Raw genomic sequence first — 16405 nt, forward strand, 5'->3', positions numbered from 1 at the left:
CTTTATTCATCCTCTCTAATTGTTTCTTACTTTTTTCTCCGTGTTACTGGATCGATTCCAGTTAATAACTCAACAGCTGTTATCGGTCGAGATAGAGTGCATTTTGACTTTATACCCACGTTACTCAGCTCGTTTAATCTCAGTGTGAAAAATAGAAGAGAGGCTAATAATGAAAGTGCCATTTCAGCTAACAGATAGAGTTGTTGTCATTATTGGCGGCACTTCTGGTATCGGAGAGGCGATTGCTCATCGTTTTAGCTCTGCGGGTGCAAAGATGGTCATCGCTGGAGTTAATGCATCAGACAAAGAATTGCAGTCACTAGAAGCCCTTTATATTCATGCGGACGTGACGAATGAGCTGTCACTGAGTGAACTGATGGCTATTACCTTCGAGAAGTTTGGCAAAATCGACGTGTTAGTGAATTGCGCGGGTTCGACTAATGGTTACAGCACCATAGTGGAATCGAAAAAAGATGAGTATGAAGCCAATTTTTCCGTCAACGCACTAGGGACAGCATTGTCGATGAAGCATGCGGTGCCCTATATGCCCAAAGGCAGCAGTATCATCAATATTGCTTCGGTGTCAGGAACTCAGGGTGTGCCTTATCTTGGCGCGTTAGCTAGTTCAAAGTGGGCAGTGCTTGGCATTACTCAAACGGCAGCTTTGGAGCTTGGCAGTAAACAGATTCGTGTCAATGCCGTTTGTCCCACCTCTGTCGATACCCCTCGTGCTTATGCCAAAGGAGGCGAACCTCAACTGAGAATGGAGAGACGTTCGATCCCGATGGGAAGAATTGCTCAGCCTGAAGAAGTGGCGGCCGTTGTCCACTTCTTGGCCTCTGAAGACAGCAGCTTTGTTAATGGTCAATCTATCGGGGTGGACGGTGGCTTTAGCGCAGGTATGAGTATCGAAGCCTACAACCAACTTGCGCAGTAATTGAGAGCAAATAATGAAAAAACACATTCAAATCACTTTAGCATTACTATTATCAGCCAGCTTTAACAGCTACGCTTACTACTGTGACCAAACCGCGGAAGGTACCATAGTATGTGCCGTGGATGGGGCAATAACCGGTGCCATCGTTGGTGGTATTGTTGATGGTGGCGAAGGCGCGAAAACTGGTGCAGTTATTGGTGGTGGCGCTGGGGCAGTCGGTGGGGCTATCGATGGCGCTTATTATGAGGGCGCTTGTGAGATGGCAACTGACGCTATTGTTGAAGATGAGATCATCGCTGAAGAGTATATTGCTGAGGAATATATCGAAGAAGAATACATTGCCGAAGAAATCGTGGAAGAAGAGATTATCGAAGAGGAAATGTATGATGATTATTACGATTAGAATCTAAATAAAAAAGAGAGCAAACTGCTCTCTTTTTTATTAGTATCAATGAGGTTAAAGCCTGCCTAAAGCGTCGAGCAGCTTTGATTTTATCTCTGGACTCGCAATATAAGCGCTGAGATAGTGCTCTTCATTATTCTCAAAATCTGGCTGCATTTGCAGCATTTCTTTATAGCTGGCTTGAGCCTGTTTGAACTCACCTTTGTATACTTGAATGATCGCTTTTAGCATCGGAATCCAAAATACACGGCGTAAAGACAGCTTGCTAATGGCTTTATCGGCACCCTCAAAATCATCAAGCATGATCTTGTGAATAATAGAGGCCACAGAGAACCATGGCGGTCTAAATGGGTTCAGAGCTTTTGAGTCTTGGATAAGTTGCAATCCTCGGTCAAATTCCCCTGCCATGCATAATGCCCAACCGGATAAGCCAATCTGATAGGCGGCATTGGGGTTAATCGCAATCACTTTGTCGACGGTCTCGATGACGCTATTGACGTCTCCAGCAACTTGGTGCGCCATTAACATCGCTATTTGAGATTCTTGGTTAGTCGGCTCTAGCTCAACCGCTCGTTTGGCATAGTTAAGAGCTGTTTCGACAGCACTGTCGACCTTATTCATTCCTAACATGTCAGCATCAAAGTAAAGCACAGCTAACATAGCATGCAGCAACGCAACATCAGGTTCATTTTGTACAGCGCTCAACAAGGCTTGAGTGGCCTGCTGGTGGGTATCTTCCGAGAGCGTCATTAAGTAGTGACGATAACGCAGTGTCGCTTCATAGGTAGAGAGATGCTCAATCTTTTTCTGGTTACAGCTTTGATAGATTTCTCTGTGAATAATGCCAAAGCTGGAAGCCAGCTCAGCGACGACTTCCGCAATGATGTCATCTTGAACAGAAAATAGATCGTCGGTTGCTAAATCACAGGTGTACTTCTCAGCCCAAACTTGCTCACCGGAGTCAGTGCGATACAGCTTGGCATAGATTCTCACCTTATTACCTAGTGCCTGCATGGTGCCAGAGGTAATAAACGACACACCTAGCTTTTCACCTAAACCTTTGACATCGGCGGAGGTACGAGGATCAATGCTCGTTTCACCGAGAGCATGCATTGAGACGACTTTGAGCATATCAAAGCGCGCAAGCTCAGTGGCTAATTCTTCGCCGAAACCTTCAGCAAAAAAGCGTTTCTCAGGATCATCTGACAGTGAAAGAAACGGTAATACCGTCAAAGTAGGACTTAAGGATTTCTGAGTTTCACGTGCAAACTGAGCCAAGGATGCTGTTTGTCTTGCAGCTTGAGGTGCTTGCGGCGTAAACAATGGACTATAACGCCCTTTTGGAATTGACAGAACAATGGGGTCATTGACGCCTTCGGTAAGGTAGTAGGTTTCTAGAGTTCGGCGTACTCGCCCTGCTTGAATTCGAACGATAGGATCAGCTTGGTGGTCAAAGTCGGCATCACGATCAAACACTTCAGTTGCGATCGTAAACTGTTTTAGACGATCACCGTTACCAATGAGAGTCTGCTCGACAACAAAAGATAGTAACTCTTTCATCTTCGGACTTTGATCAAATGCTTTACTCGAAAGAATGCGGTTAAGCTGATCTTTGACTCGGGTTTGGTTCTCTTCTATTCGAATATCTAATGGAGCTTGTTCTGACACCGTAGTTAACTCTCTTATCGTAGGATCTGGGTATTTTGCCATTTTAAGACAGCTAAAAATAGTAATGAGTTCACTATTTGCGACTGCTCACCTGTGTTATTTAAGGTTAGCATCAAATGGCTGAGACCTTAGCTAGAAAGCGTTGAAGTGTAGGGTAAGTCCGAGGTTTATTGATAGATCCTGTCAAATAGCTTTTGTGTAGTAGCAAGTTTTTGAAATGATGTATATTTAGTTGGCTAATTGTTAAAACATATAACTAGTAAGCCTTTCATTGTTTTGATGGATCGGTTTGCATAGCGTTCAAGGAAGAAGTATGAAGAAGCTATCGGTATGGTTGTTAGGTGGTATGGCGGCGGCGTCTTCTGTCTCTGCGATGGAACAGTTCCTCGATCCTAAAGATGGCATGTTCGATGCCAGTAAATGGGTACTTGATAATGCGGTTGGCTTTATGCCTGTACCCATAATTATCACCGATCCCGCTGTTGGGGCAGGTGGTGGTGCAGCGTTGCTGTTTTTCCACGAATCAGAAAAACGTAAGCAACTACGTGAAGAGAATCCCGATGAAGTCGTGGGATTGCCGCCGAGTGTGACGGCGGTTGCCGCTGCTGCGACTGAAAATGGCTCGTGGTTAACTGGGGCGTTTCACTTCGGTTCATGGCAGGAAGATACGTGGCGTTATCAAGGTGGTCTGTTCTACGGCTCATTCAACCTAAAATATTACGAAGGTGATATTCCTTTCGATTTCAATATCGATGGCTTGTACTTCATGCAGGATATTGATTATCGCATTGCAGGTAGTGATTGGTTTGTCGGTGCCAAATATTCCATCCTATCTTCTCAAAGTACTTTTGATATTGGCAATATTATTCCGGGTATACCGCCTATCGATTACGACATGAACGATGCGGGGGTTGAATTGAAAGTCACTTATGACAGCAGAGATACTATTTTCACACCGAATGACGGCCTGAAGGCAAAGCTGAGCGTCGATTTTCACAATTCGGCTTTTGGTGGCGATGTGGACTACCAAAAAGGACGCTTTCAAACCAACTATTTTGCACCGTTAGCCAATGATTTTGTCCTAGGGCTACGTGGCGATTATCAAACCGTTTCTAATGATGCACCATACTATGCTCGTCCATTTATTAGCATGCGTGGTATACCTGCAATGCGCTATCAAGGTGATGATATGGCTTTGGTTGAAGTGGAGGCTCGCTATGACCTTACCCCTCGTTGGTCGCTAATTGGTTTTACTGGCACTGGCAAAGCGTTTGATGAAGGTGATAGTTTTTCAGATGCCAAATATCAAAATGTTGTCGGCGGAGGTTTTCGCTATTTGGTGGCGAGGCAGTTAAACATGCGAGCTGGTGTCGATGTGGCAAAAGGCCCTGAAGAGTGGGCGTACTATATTACTGTAGGTCATGCTTGGCAGCTGTAGTAAAAGAGTATTCAGAGTGATTAGAGCCAGCTATACGCTGGCTCTATTGTTAGTGGTTATTTTGCTTTTGATATCAAAGTGGTAATAGCAATGATGATAGCGACAACAATGCTTCCCGCGCAGTAATTGACGACAGCAACAAACCCTTCATTTTCGATCAGTTGACCCGCAATAAACGTACCTACGCCAAATCCTCCTGCCATTGAGAATAATAACAAGCCTTGTGTTAAAGCCGGTGAGCTTGGGCTCAGACTATCGGCAATCGATGGGATGGCCATATCAAACCATGAAATGGCTTGCATCATCAGCATGATCAGCAAGATTGGGATGAAACTTGGGATGTTCGAGCCTACAGCCAGCCACAAACCGAGAGCGGTAATGGCATAGCAGAGTAGGGCGGCCATCCATACCGCATAGGCACCATATTTTTCTGCGAAACGACCTGCGGGTTCAAGTAAGACCATAGTTAACACCGCAGAGGCTGATAATCCAAAGGCAGAGTGTCCCAAGTCGACGTTAAACACCTCCTTGATGATTAATGGTCCTGTTTCCATTAGGTTGCTCGAGGTAAACATCGAAATAAAGACTGTGGTGAGGAACAACACAAAAGCAAGTGTTCGTGGCGTTGATGTTGGTGTGTCATTCGATGAGGTTAACTCGCTGTTATCTGTCTCTGTCGTCATCTCAATCTTAGGCGGTGGTGATACAAACACCGCAAGGATAGAAACCATGACTAATCCCATTAGTAGTATCAACTGCTGCTCACTACTCCAGCCTAATAGGCTTACGATGCCGACCAGCAAACCAGCAACGACGATACCGAAAAACTGCAATTGAAATAGTCGACTCAATCCGCGACTGTGCGCTTCTTTTGGTAGTGCGTTAAGAACGAAGGTTGGGTTAAGAACCAGTTGGGTTACCGTGCCGATACCGATAGACAGCCCGACTAGTACATATAAGTAGGCTTGATTGGTGGCAAAATAGAGCAAAGCTAACGAAAGTAGGTGGGCAAATAGCGCTACCTTTTGCATTTGACGATGAATGGCGTATCGATCGCATATCCAGCCAATTAATGGTGCACAGATTCCAAATAGCCCAATAACAGACATGACAACGCCCATAAGCGCGCCACTTCCGGTGCGCTCTATAATGAGTGGTGTCAGCATCAAGGCGATACCTACCCATTGCACGACACCGATAGACATTTGTGCCAGATACCAAGGACGAAAAATTTTCATAAATGATTTACCTATAGAGAAGTGATAGGTAAACACTGGGTTGCAGAGCTTAGCTATCGCCACTTTAATTCACTCATAGTGTAAAAAGAGGTAGCGACTTGCCGAAGTGTATAACCCGTAATTACTTTGATGGAATAGGTATGTTACCTACTAGAAACCTAGGCACAGAGAAAACTATTGATTGAGAAACCCAGCTAGATCGGTGAAAATAGCGCCCATTATTTTTTCGACGCCTTCGAGTAGTAGTTGAGCCAATACTCTCAAACGCTATTCTACAAACCAAGAAGATCGAGATTCATGTCAAATCCTCAATTTCAGCAACAAGTTTCTAAGCGCAGAACTTTTGCGATCATCTCTCACCCGGATGCGGGTAAAACCACCATTACTGAAAAAGTACTGTTATTCGGAAACGCGATTCAGAAAGCAGGCACAGTAAAAGGCCGTGGCAGTGCGCAGCACGCCAAGTCAGACTGGATGGAAATGGAAAAAGAGCGTGGTATCTCGGTAACAACGTCCGTGATGCAGTTTCCTTATAACGACTGTTTGGTTAACCTACTTGATACTCCTGGACACGAAGACTTCTCGGAAGATACTTATCGTACGCTTACCGCTGTTGACTCATGTTTGATGGTGATTGATGCGGCAAAAGGTGTCGAAGACCGTACCCGTAAATTGATGGAAGTAACTCGTCTTCGTGACACGCCTATCGTGACCTTCATGAACAAATTGGACCGTGATGTACGCGACCCAATGGAAGTGCTAGACGAAGTAGAAAGTGAACTGGGTATGATGTGTGCCCCTATCTCTTGGCCAATTGGTTGTGGTAAAGAGTTTAAGGGTGTTTATCACATTCACCGTGACGAAACGATTCTGTACGAATCTGGCCATGGTCATGAAATCCAAGAAGTTCGTATCATCAAAGGGTTAGATAACCCAGACCTTGATGACGCGGTAGGTGCTGATCTAGCAGAAAGCGTTCGTGAAGAGTTAGAGCTAGTAATGGGCGCATGTCCTGAGTTTGATCTTGATTCTTTCCTTAAAGGTGAGCTAACTCCAGTATACTTTGGTACTGCACTTGGTAACTTTGGTGTTGACCATATGCTAGACGGCCTAACTAAGTGGGCACCAGCACCGCAAACGCGTCAAGCGAATGAGCGTGATGTTGAAGCAACGGAAGAGAAGTTTTCTGGCTTTGTCTTTAAGATTCAGGCAAACATGGATCCAAAGCACCGCGACCGTATCGCCTTTATGCGTATTGTATCTGGTACCTATTCTCAAGGTATGAAGATGAACCACGTTCGCACCGGCAAAACAGTCAGCATTTCTGATGCGGTTACGTTTATGGCGGGTGACCGTTCTCGCGCCGAAAAAGCGTATGCTGGTGATATCATTGGTCTTCATAACCACGGTACTATTCAAATTGGTGACACCTTTACTCAAGGTGAAGCGCTCAAGTTCTCTGGCATTCCAAACTTTGCACCGGAGCTATTCCGTCGCATTCGTCTAAAAGATCCATTGAAGCAGAAGCAGCTACTAAAAGGTTTGGTTCAGCTTTCTGAAGAGGGTGCTGTTCAGGTATTCCGTCCGCTACAAAACAACGACCTTATTGTTGGTGCGGTTGGTGTGCTTCAGTTTGACGTGGTTGTTGCTCGTCTAAAATCTGAGTACAACGTTCAAGCGATTTATGAAAGTGTTAACGTTGCTACAGCTCGTTGGGTTGAGTGTGATGATGACAAGAAGCTTGAAGACTTCAAACGTAAGAACCAGCAAAACCTTGCGCTTGATGGTGGTGACAACTTGAGCTACGTAGCACCAACTATGGTTAACTTGAACCTAGCGCAAGAGCGTTTCCCGGATATTAAATTCCGCGCAACACGTGAGCACTAATCTATAGTTGCTAATACTAGGCAATAAAAAACCGCTCATTTGAGCGGTTTTTTTCGGTCTGCATATCGCATCCGGTTATTCGCGTTCTTTAGTGTAAGGCACGCCGATAGCTTTTGGTGCTACCGCCTTACCAATAAAGCCTGCGAGTAGGAATACGGTTAACACGTAAGGTACGGCTTCAATCGCTTGTACCGGAATAGGGAAGTCACCAATGGTCACGCCTTGCATACGAATAGCTAGTGCATCCAAGAAACCAAAGAGCAAACATGCACCCATTGCGGTAAACGGACGCCACTTACCAAAAATAAGCGCAGCCAACGCCATATAACCTTTACCTGCACTCATGTTTGGAATGAACTGAGCCGTTTGCGCTACCGATAAGTAGACGCCACCAATACCCACTAATACCCCGCAGATTGCAACGGCAGCGTAACGCATACGCACTACAGAGATACCTGCAGTATCCACTGCTGATGGTGACTCACCTACAGCACGTAAGCGCAAGCCAAAACGAGTTCGGAACAGTAGGTACCAACAAGCAGGAACGATAAACACCACAAGGTATACCAAAATGGAGTGTCCACTAATCAGCTCAGAGTAGATATCGCCCAAAATAGGCACGTCCGCAACGGCATCAGCACCAGGGAAGGTAATCGGTGCGAAACGAGCGTCACCAGATAGCGCTGGAGTTTGACCACCTTGTTGGAACCAGTGGCGACCTAACGTAATGGTTAAGCCTGCGGCAAGAATATTGATTGCCATACCACTGACGACTTGGTCACCTCTGTGGGTGATACAAGCGAAGCCGTGAAGCAAGGCGAGAAGCACCGAGATACCTACACCAGCAAACAAACCTAGCCACGCTGAACCGGTGACATGGGCTGTAGCAGCACCAGCAAATGCAGCGGCCAATAGCTTACCTTCTAGTGCAATGTTCACTATCCCTGAACGTTCACAGAACATACCGGCTAACGAGGCAAGTATCAGTGGCGTTGCCACACGTAAGGTGGCATCAAGCATGAGAATAATCGTTTCAAACATAATCAAGCGACTCCTTTCTCTGCTTGTTGCTCATTGTTTTTGCTACCAAAAAGTTTGAGGTAAGTACGTTCTAGTGAAGGACGGAACATGTGCTCTAGTGCTCCTGAGAAGAGAATCACCAGACCTTGCAATACCACAACGATATTTCGGTCAACGCCGTACTCAAAACTTAGCTCAGCACCACCTTGATATAGGAAGCCGAACAACAAACTTGCTAATAGAACACCGATAGGGTGGTTACGCCCCATTAAAGCAACCGCAATACCAGTAAAGCCAAAACCTTCAACGAAGTTGAGTTTGATTTGATGCAGTTCGCCTTGTAATACATTCAAACCAAAGAAGCCCGCTAACATGCCTGAGATAAGCATGGTAAGGACAATGATTTTTACATATTTAATACCTGCATAGCTTGCAGCTGATGGATTTGAGCCGACAGAGCGGATTTCGTAACCCCAACGTGAGTGCCACATAAATAGCCAGACAAACACACAACACAAGAGCGCAAAAATGAAGCTCAAGTTCATTGGGCTTGGTGCCATTTCAATACCGACCACAGCGAGCATTTCATGCATCTTTGGTAACCAGCTTGAGACTGCGAACACACGGCTTTCTGTTGCCATCGTGTTTTCAGGCTTCAAGATATCAACTAGTAGATACGCCATTAACGAAGAGGCGATGAAGTTGAACATGATAGTCGTGATTACGATATGGGAACCGCGTTTTGCTTGAAGGTAAGCTGGAATAAACGCCCACGCAGCACCAAATAAACCGCCAGCAATGATGGCAACTGGGAAGACGATATACCACGGTGCGTATTCACCTAGAGTCAAACAGACCAAGCCAACGCCTAAACCACCGATATACGCTTGCCCTTCCCCCCCGATATTGAATAAGCCAGCATGGAAGGCGACGGCCACAGCAAGACCGGTAAAGATAAAGCCTGTCGCGTAGTACATAGTGTACCCAAAGCCTTCTGCGTAGCCAAAGGCTCCCGTCCACATGACTTTTGCCGCGTCAATTGGGTTAATATCAATATAAATAAACAGCAGAGCCGACACCAAAAACGCAACTAATACGTTGATGGCTGGCAGCAGTGCCACGGTTACCCAAGCGGGTACTTTAGCTTGGCTCATGCGCTTTCTCCTTGTGGCTCTGCGTGTTCCTTGGATGCTTTAAGATGCTCAGGCATGATATTGGCCATCATTAATCCCAGCGTTTTCTCATCGGCATCTTCAATGGATACTTCACCCACGATAGAGCCATCGAAGACCACTAAAATGCGATCAGATAGGCTTAGGATTTCATCTAGCTCAACCGAGACCAGCAAAACAGCTTTGTCTTCGTCACGTGCAGCAATGATTTGCTGGTGGATGTATTCGATAGCACCGATATCTACCCCACGAGTTGGTTGGCCGACCAAAAGCACATCTGGGTTCTGTTCCATTTCGCGCGCGATGACTAGCTTCTGTTGGTTACCACCGGAAAAGTTTGCGGTTTTTAATGTGGTGTCGTTAGGACGAACATCCCACTTATCCATGCTCTTCTGGCAACACTCTTTAATGGCTTGCTTATCTTGCAGTAAGCCTTTGTTGTATTGCGGTAAGTGGTGGTAGCCCAGGATATACGCTTCTTGAGCTTCAAATTTGTTGATAAGACCCTGCTTATGACGGTCTTCAGGAATATGACCTACACCAATAGCACGTACCTGTTGAGGATCGAGAGGGTGATGTTTGTCGATATGGCTACCGTTAATGTCAATGCTGCCGGAATAAGGCTTAATAATCCCAGATAGCAGGCCAAGTATTTCTGATTGACCATTACCAGAAACACCAGCAATACCAACGACTTCACCCTGTCTGACACCAAAGCTGATACTTTTGACACGCTCAACACCTGCGTCATCAAAAAACTGTAACTGATCAACTTTGATAAGCTCTTTCTTCGGATTCGCTTCAGATTTATCCACTTTTAGGCGAACCTTGCGTCCCACCATTAGTTCTGCCAGTTGTTCTTTGTTCGTTTTCGCCGTCACCACGTGCTCGACCATTGTGCCTTGGCGCATTACCGAAATATTGTCGGTAATCGCTAGGACTTCACGCAGCTTATGCGTGATGATCATGATAGTAGTACCTTGAGCGCGAAGTTTATCTAAGATGCGGAAAAGGTGATCGGCTTCTTGTGGAGTGAGTACACCTGTTGGCTCATCAAGAATCAGGATTTTTGCGCCACGATACAGCGCTTTTAAGATTTCGACACGTTGCTGAAGACCAACAGGTAGCTCGCCTACAACGGCATCAAGGGGAACTTCGAGCCCGTAATCCTGTGCTAGCGCTTTCAGCTTTTTGCGCGCTTTACCTAAACTTTCATTTAGCTGCCATCCATCTTCGGCACCGAGAACAATGTTCTCTAATACGGTAAATGTTTCCACTAACATAAAGTGTTGGTGGACCATGCCAATTCCTGCTTTGATTGCTTCCTGAGAGTTAGCGGGCTTGTAAGGAGCGCCGTTCACTGTCATTTCACCAGCATCAGCATGATAAAATCCGTAAATAATACTCATAAGAGTGGACTTGCCAGCACCATTTTCACCAATGATGCCGTGAATCGTGCCCTGAGGAACTCTAAGATCGATAGCTCGGTTAGCGTGAACGGCTCCAAAGCGTTTATCTATCCGCTTAAGTTCAATGGCAATAGATTGTCCGTTTGTCACTAGATACTGCCTTATAATTATACGCCGCTGTTTTTAGGCAGCGGCGTTGTTATGTTTACTCAGCTTATTGATAATAAACTAAAATAATCTGAGTCTTTCATTCTGAGCTAGGACGCTTAGAAGTTACATGTGTTGTCAGACATGTAGTCGTGAACTTCGATCTTGCCAGCGATGATGTCCGCTTGAAGCGTATCTAGGTATGACTTCATTTCAGGTGTGATTAGGTCTTTGTTGTACTCGTCGTAAGCCCACTCAACAGCGCCTTCTTTTAGGCCAAGTACTTTGATGCCTGCTTCCCAAGTACCGTTTTCAGCGTCGTCCCAAGTGTTGTATGCAGCAACACCGACTTTCTTAACCATAGACGTCAACATAGTGCCTGGTTGAAGGTGGTTTTGGTTTGAGTCAACACCGATTGCGTACTTACCAGCATCTTTAGCTGCTTGGTATACACCCATGCCAGTACCGCCAGCTGCTGCGTAGATAACGTCAACGCCTTTAGAGAATTGAGATTTAGCAAGCTCTGAACCTTTCGCAGGGTCAGCGAAGGCTGCAGGAGTAGAACCTGTCATGTTTTGGAATGTTTCGATTTCTGGGTTCGCGTATTGTGCACCTTGACGGTAGCCACATTCGAACTTACGAATCAATGGGATATCCATGCCACCAACAAAGCCTACTTTGCCAGTTTTAGAAGCTTTTGCTGCCAACGCACCTACAAGGAAAGAACCTTCGTGCTCTTTAAAGACGATAGATTGAACGTTTGGCTTATCAACGACCATATCGATGATGGTAAATTGAATATCAGGGAATTCAGTGGCAACTTTTTCTACAGCTGATGCCATGTTGAAGCCAACAGCAACAATAGGAGTGAAGCCACGGCTTGCCAGGCGACGAAGGCCTTGCTCACGTTGCGCTTCGTTTTGAGGTTCAAATTCACGAACTTTAATGCCTTTGTCCGCATTAAATACTTTTACACCGTTCTGGAAAACAGCTTCGTTGAATGATTTGTCAAATTTACCGGCTGTATCGTATACCACTGCTGGTTTCGCTGCGAATGCACCAAATGAAGCTACTGCTACTGCGAGCGCAGACATTTTTAGAATAGTTTTTTTCACGATCAATTCCCTTGTAGTGTCGAATGATAGAGCATCATTGACGATTCGATAGGCTAGGCTCATTCCAGTTTTAGGTGCCTAGAAAATGGTCGCATGTAAACGACACAGAAATGACGATAGAGACAATTTGTGTGGTTTACAAACAATAGGCAACATTTTATCGTTTGCGTATATGAAAAAAAACCGCTTCTATCACAGCATTGAGGGGTAAGTCACAACTTAGTGATAAAACTCTAACTATTGCGCTATCCTTTGTAACATAAGGATTTGAGATAATATCGATTGCAATCGATTACATTTATTTAGGTAAATTTACCATGGTTGAATTGCTCAAAAAGTGGCTTAAAAAATACGATGATTGGTGTGCCTCATTAGGACTCACACCAGAGAATAAACGTAGTTGCGTGCCTTACCGAAAAGAGCCAAAAGATGGTGATTGATAGCCATTGCCACCTCGATCTATTGGCAAAGAAAAAAGACATAAACCAAGTACTATTAGAGGCAGCAAAGGCTCAAGTTGCCGCTATCGTTGTACCTGGTATTAATGAGCAAAATTGGCTGGCCATAAATAAGTTAGCCAGTGAGCATGCAATGGTGTATTTCGCTTTAGGGTTTCATCCTTTGTTTCTTGAGGAAGTGGATGATGGCTCTATTGCTCGCCTAGAGCAACGTGTTGCTGAGTTGAAAAACAACCAAAAGTTTGTCGCATTAGGAGAGTGTGGTCTCGACTTCTATCAAGGTAGAGAAAACGAGCTTCTACAAAAATCACTTCTTAGTGAGCAAATTCGTATTGCCAACCAGTACCAACTACCCATTATTCTTCATTGCAGGAAAGCACACCAAGATCTTATTGCCTTATTGAAACAGAACCCTCCTCTATATAGTGGCGTTATTCATGGATTCAGTGGCAGCTACCAACAAGCGATGGATTACGTCAATCTCGGTTTAAAAATAGGTGTCGGTGGTGTCATTACCTACGAAAGAGCGCAAAAAACACGCTCAACTATCATTAATCTTCCACTAGAAAGTTTGTTACTAGAGACGGATGCGCCTGATATGCCTCTTTATGGATATCAAGGTCAGCCTAATGAGCCCAAAATGGTAAACATGGTTCTATCATCGTTAAACATGCTGAGAAGTGAAAATGAGCAAACGGTTACGTCACAGCTACTAAAAAATAGCAAATTGACGTTTAATTTTTGTGACTAAATGTGCTGTTAATTGTGAATTCGAAAACGTTTGCAGAGATGAATTGTGATCATGATCGCAAAATGACGTGTATCTTTTATGTGTTCAAGACGAAAGTGTGAGGGTGGTACTACTTTCTTTTCTGTGGGTTTGTATAATCGCCCCCGCTTTTGAGCTTCAAATTTTGTTACACGCCAAATTATTAAATATAAGGAAGTCATAAACTATGAGCCTGTTTATGAGCCTGGTTGGTATGGTTGTACTGATTCTTATCGCAGTACTTCTATCGGATAACCGCAAAGCTATTAATATCAGAACTGTGGCTGGCGCTTTTGCTATCCAATTTGCACTTGGTGCGTTTGTTCTTTATGTACCTTGGGGTCAAGAGATCCTACGTAGCTTCTCTGACGCTGTATCTAGCGTGATTAACTACGGTAACGACGGTACGTCATTCCTATTCGGTGGTCTTGTTTCTGACAAGATGTTCGAAGTATTCGGCGGCGGCGGTTTCATCTTCGCATTCCGTGTACTACCGACACTGATCTTCTTCTCTGCGCTTATCTCGGTACTTTACTACCTAGGTGTAATGCAGTGGGTTATCAAGATTCTTGGTGGCGGCCTGCAAAAAGCACTAGGTACATCTCGTGCGGAATCTATGTCTGCTGCGGCAAACATCTTCGTAGGTCAAACTGAGGCTCCACTTGTTGTACGTCCTTTCGTGCCTAAGATGACTCAATCTGAGCTATTCGCCGTAATGTGTGGTGGTCTAGCTTCTATCGCTGGTGGTGTACTAGCGGGCTACGCATCAATGGGCGTGCCAATTGAATACCTAGTAGCGGCATCATTCATGGCAGCTCCAGGTGGTCTTCTATTCGCTAAGATCATCAAGCCTGAAACTGATGAGCCTGTTGAGCAGCTTCACAGCATGCAAGCTGAAGGTGAAGACAAGCCAGCTAACGTTATCGACGCAGCAGCGGGCGGTGCATCAGCAGGTCTTCAACTAGCTCTTAACGTAGGTGCAATGCTAATCGCATTCATCGGCCTTATCGCCCTAGTTAACGGTATGCTTGGCGGCATCGGTGGCTGGATCGGTATGCCAGAACTACGTCTAGAAATGATTCTAGGTTGGATCTTCTCACCACTAGCATTTCTACTAGGTGTGCCATGGTCTGAAGCGACAATCGCTGGTGAGTTCATCGGTATGAAGACTGTTGCGAACGAATTCGTAGCATACGCGAACTTCGCACCATACCTAGGTGACGCAGCACCAGTTGTTCTTTCTGAGAAAACTAAGGCAATCATCTCATTCGCTCTATGTGGTTTTGCGAACCTTTCTTCTATCGCAATCCTTCTAGGTGGTCTGGGTAGCCTTGCGCCTAAGCGTCGTGGTGATATCGCACGCATGGGTGTGAAAGCAGTAATCGCAGGTACGCTATCTAACTTGATGGCAGCAACGATTGCAGGTTTCTGTCTAAGCCTAGCTGGCATGTAATTGCTCGCGTAAAGGTTATTAGTATATAGACGCCGTATTAAATCGCCCCGTAGCAAGAAATTGCTGCGGGGCTTTTTTGGTTTTAGGAGCCAGATAATTCCTAATGAATCGTTACTGGATAAGCGATTCAACGACTGAATGGAAGTTTTTTGAGAAGCAAACCGTTTGCGTTTTAATCAGCTCTACCGTTTTGAACGAGAGTCCTATACTGTATAGGCTACTAAGTAATTCTTTCGTGTTTTCGCGAAGCTTTATGTAGCCAGAGCCAGTTCTCACCAAGATAGGAATCAGGTGATTTTAACGAGCAGGTACTGTGCGGTGACAAGGATAGCAATTGGTATTCAGCTTTAACCTAATAGCTGAACCGAGTCTTCAAGGAACCAAGTCCGTTCATTTATTGCTGACGAGTTTGTCAGGTAATTAATTGAATATATTGACCGGAGATAGAAATGAGCGATTTAAAAGCAGCAGCTCTACGTGCACTAAAACTTATGGATCTAACCACGCTAAATGATGACGACACTAATGAAAAAGTGATCGCACTATGTCATGACGCAAAATCGCCAGTGGGTAACACGGCGGCGATCTGTATTTATCCTCGCTTTATTCCTATTGCAAAGAAAACGCTACGCGAACAAGGTACACCAGAAGTACGTATCGCAACTGTGACTAACTTCCCTCACGGTAACGATGACATTGAAATTGCGGTAGCTGAGACTAAAGCAGCTGTTGCATACGGTGCAGACGAAGTGGACGTTGTATTCCCATACCGCGCACTGATGGCAGGCAACGAAGAAGTAGGCTTCGAACTTGTTAAGCAATGTAAAGAAGCGTGTGGTGATATCCTTCTAAAAGTGATCATCGAAACTGGTGAGCTTAAAGAAGAAGCGCTTATCAAGAAAGCTTCAGAAATCTGTATCAAAGCAGGCGCGGATTTTATCAAAACATCAACAGGTAAAGTGCCAGTTAACGCTACTCCTGAGTACGCGCGCATGATGTTAGAAGTGATTCGCGATATGGGCGTTGCAGAGAAAGTTGGCTTCAAGCCAGCAGGTGGCGTTCGTACAGCGGAAGATGCTGCTGCTTATCTAGCAATGGCTGATGACATTCTAGGTGCAGATTGGGCAGACAACATGCACTACCGCTTTGGTGCCTCTAGCCTTCTAACTAATCTCCTGAATACATTAGAAGTAACAGACGAAACTGCAGATCCATCTGCATATTAATCTGAATCTTTTTGTTGGTGGCTGATTTCCAGCCACCACTATTCCCTCTATCCCTACAACCCAAG

14 protein-coding genes are annotated in these 16405 nt (G+C 45.1%); 8 read left to right on the forward strand and 6 right to left on the reverse strand.

Annotated features, from left to right (window positions below; all coding sequences use genetic code 11):
* Nucleotides 1-169 precede the first annotated feature (169 nt).
* Together MMA19_RS14530 and MMA19_RS14535 are read left to right on the forward strand one after the other, a co-directional pair.
* Nucleotides 170-937, forward strand: a complete 768-nt coding sequence (locus tag MMA19_RS14530; RefSeq protein WP_240206521.1) for an SDR family oxidoreductase — start codon at nt 170-172, stop codon at nt 935-937.
* 13 nt (nt 938-950) lie between these two features.
* Nucleotides 951-1340 carry a hypothetical protein gene (locus MMA19_RS14535; RefSeq protein ID WP_240206522.1) on the forward strand — a complete coding sequence of 130 codons (390 nt, stop codon included), beginning with the start codon at nt 951-953 and terminating at the stop codon, nt 1338-1340.
* A gap of 54 nt (nt 1341-1394) precedes the next feature.
* On the opposite strand, the gene MMA19_RS14540 is transcribed toward MMA19_RS14535, so the two are convergent.
* A complete protein-coding gene (locus tag MMA19_RS14540) occupies nt 1395-3050 on the reverse strand; it encodes a transmembrane adenylate cyclase (RefSeq protein ID WP_240206523.1) in 1656 nt (551 codons plus the stop codon).
* 271 nt (nt 3051-3321) lie between these two features.
* On the opposite strand from MMA19_RS14540, the gene MMA19_RS14545 reads away from it, so the two are divergent.
* A complete protein-coding gene (locus MMA19_RS14545) occupies nt 3322-4446 on the forward strand; it encodes a BamA/TamA family outer membrane protein (RefSeq protein ID WP_051867823.1) in 1125 nt (374 codons plus the stop codon).
* A 56-nt stretch (nt 4447-4502) separates the two neighbouring features.
* On the opposite strand, the gene MMA19_RS14550 is transcribed toward MMA19_RS14545, so the two are convergent.
* Nucleotides 4503-5684 carry an MFS transporter gene (locus tag MMA19_RS14550; RefSeq protein ID WP_038225479.1) on the reverse strand — a complete coding sequence of 394 codons (1182 nt, stop codon included), beginning with the start codon at nt 5682-5684 and terminating at the stop codon, nt 4503-4505.
* Nucleotides 5685-5981: 297 nt separating this feature from the next.
* Here MMA19_RS14550 and prfC point away from each other — a divergent pair, with 297 nt between their 5' ends.
* The gene (gene prfC / locus MMA19_RS14555; protein WP_240206524.1) at nt 5982-7571 is read left to right on the forward strand and encodes a peptide chain release factor 3; all 1590 of its coding nucleotides are present in this window, start codon (nt 5982-5984) and stop codon (nt 7569-7571) included.
* A 75-nt stretch (nt 7572-7646) separates the two neighbouring features.
* On the opposite strand, the gene MMA19_RS14560 is transcribed toward prfC, so the two are convergent.
* From MMA19_RS14560 to MMA19_RS14575, 4 genes are all read right to left on the reverse strand, one after another.
* Nucleotides 7647-8612, reverse strand: a complete 966-nt coding sequence (locus tag MMA19_RS14560) for an ABC transporter permease (protein ID WP_124940667.1) — start codon at nt 8610-8612, stop codon at nt 7647-7649.
* Between the two features lie 2 nt (nt 8613-8614).
* Nucleotides 8615-9745, reverse strand: coding sequence for an ABC transporter permease (locus tag MMA19_RS14565; protein WP_006071990.1), 1131 nt, complete (start codon nt 9743-9745; stop codon nt 8615-8617).
* Nucleotides 9742-11322 (reverse strand): ABC transporter ATP-binding protein, encoded by a 1581-nt coding sequence (locus MMA19_RS14570; RefSeq protein WP_240206525.1) that lies wholly within the window; start codon nt 11320-11322, stop codon nt 9742-9744. The genes MMA19_RS14565 and MMA19_RS14570 overlap by 4 nt, the downstream gene beginning before the upstream one ends.
* Before the next feature lie 116 nt (nt 11323-11438).
* Nucleotides 11439-12434 (reverse strand): BMP family ABC transporter substrate-binding protein, encoded by a 996-nt coding sequence (locus MMA19_RS14575; protein WP_006071987.1) that lies wholly within the window; start codon nt 12432-12434, stop codon nt 11439-11441.
* 317 nt (nt 12435-12751) lie between these two features.
* Here MMA19_RS14575 and MMA19_RS14580 point away from each other — a divergent pair, with 317 nt between their 5' ends.
* The 4 genes from MMA19_RS14580 to deoC all read left to right on the forward strand — a co-directional run bounded on the left by MMA19_RS14580 (nt 12752) and on the right by deoC (nt 16340).
* Nucleotides 12752-12874 (forward strand): DUF5363 family protein, encoded by a 123-nt coding sequence (locus tag MMA19_RS14580; RefSeq protein WP_006071986.1) that lies wholly within the window; start codon nt 12752-12754, stop codon nt 12872-12874.
* Nucleotides 12864-13643, forward strand: coding sequence for a TatD family hydrolase (locus tag MMA19_RS14585; protein WP_006071984.1), 780 nt, complete (start codon nt 12864-12866; stop codon nt 13641-13643). Before MMA19_RS14580 ends, MMA19_RS14585 begins: the two co-directional genes overlap by 11 nt.
* Before the next feature lie 205 nt (nt 13644-13848).
* On the forward strand, nt 13849-15114 hold the full coding sequence (locus tag MMA19_RS14590) for a NupC/NupG family nucleoside CNT transporter (protein ID WP_006071982.1): 1266 nt from the start codon (nt 13849-13851) through the stop codon (nt 15112-15114).
* Between the two features lie 449 nt (nt 15115-15563).
* Nucleotides 15564-16340: a deoxyribose-phosphate aldolase gene (gene deoC / locus MMA19_RS14595; RefSeq protein WP_006071980.1), complete on the forward strand. Its 777-nt coding sequence runs from the start codon at nt 15564-15566 to the stop codon at nt 16338-16340.
* The last annotated feature ends 65 nt before the right edge of the window (nt 16341-16405 follow it).

This window comes from Vibrio sp. CyArs1 (assembly GCF_022432925.1).
Classification (GTDB): Bacteria; Pseudomonadota; Gammaproteobacteria; order Enterobacterales; family Vibrionaceae; genus Vibrio; species Vibrio mediterranei.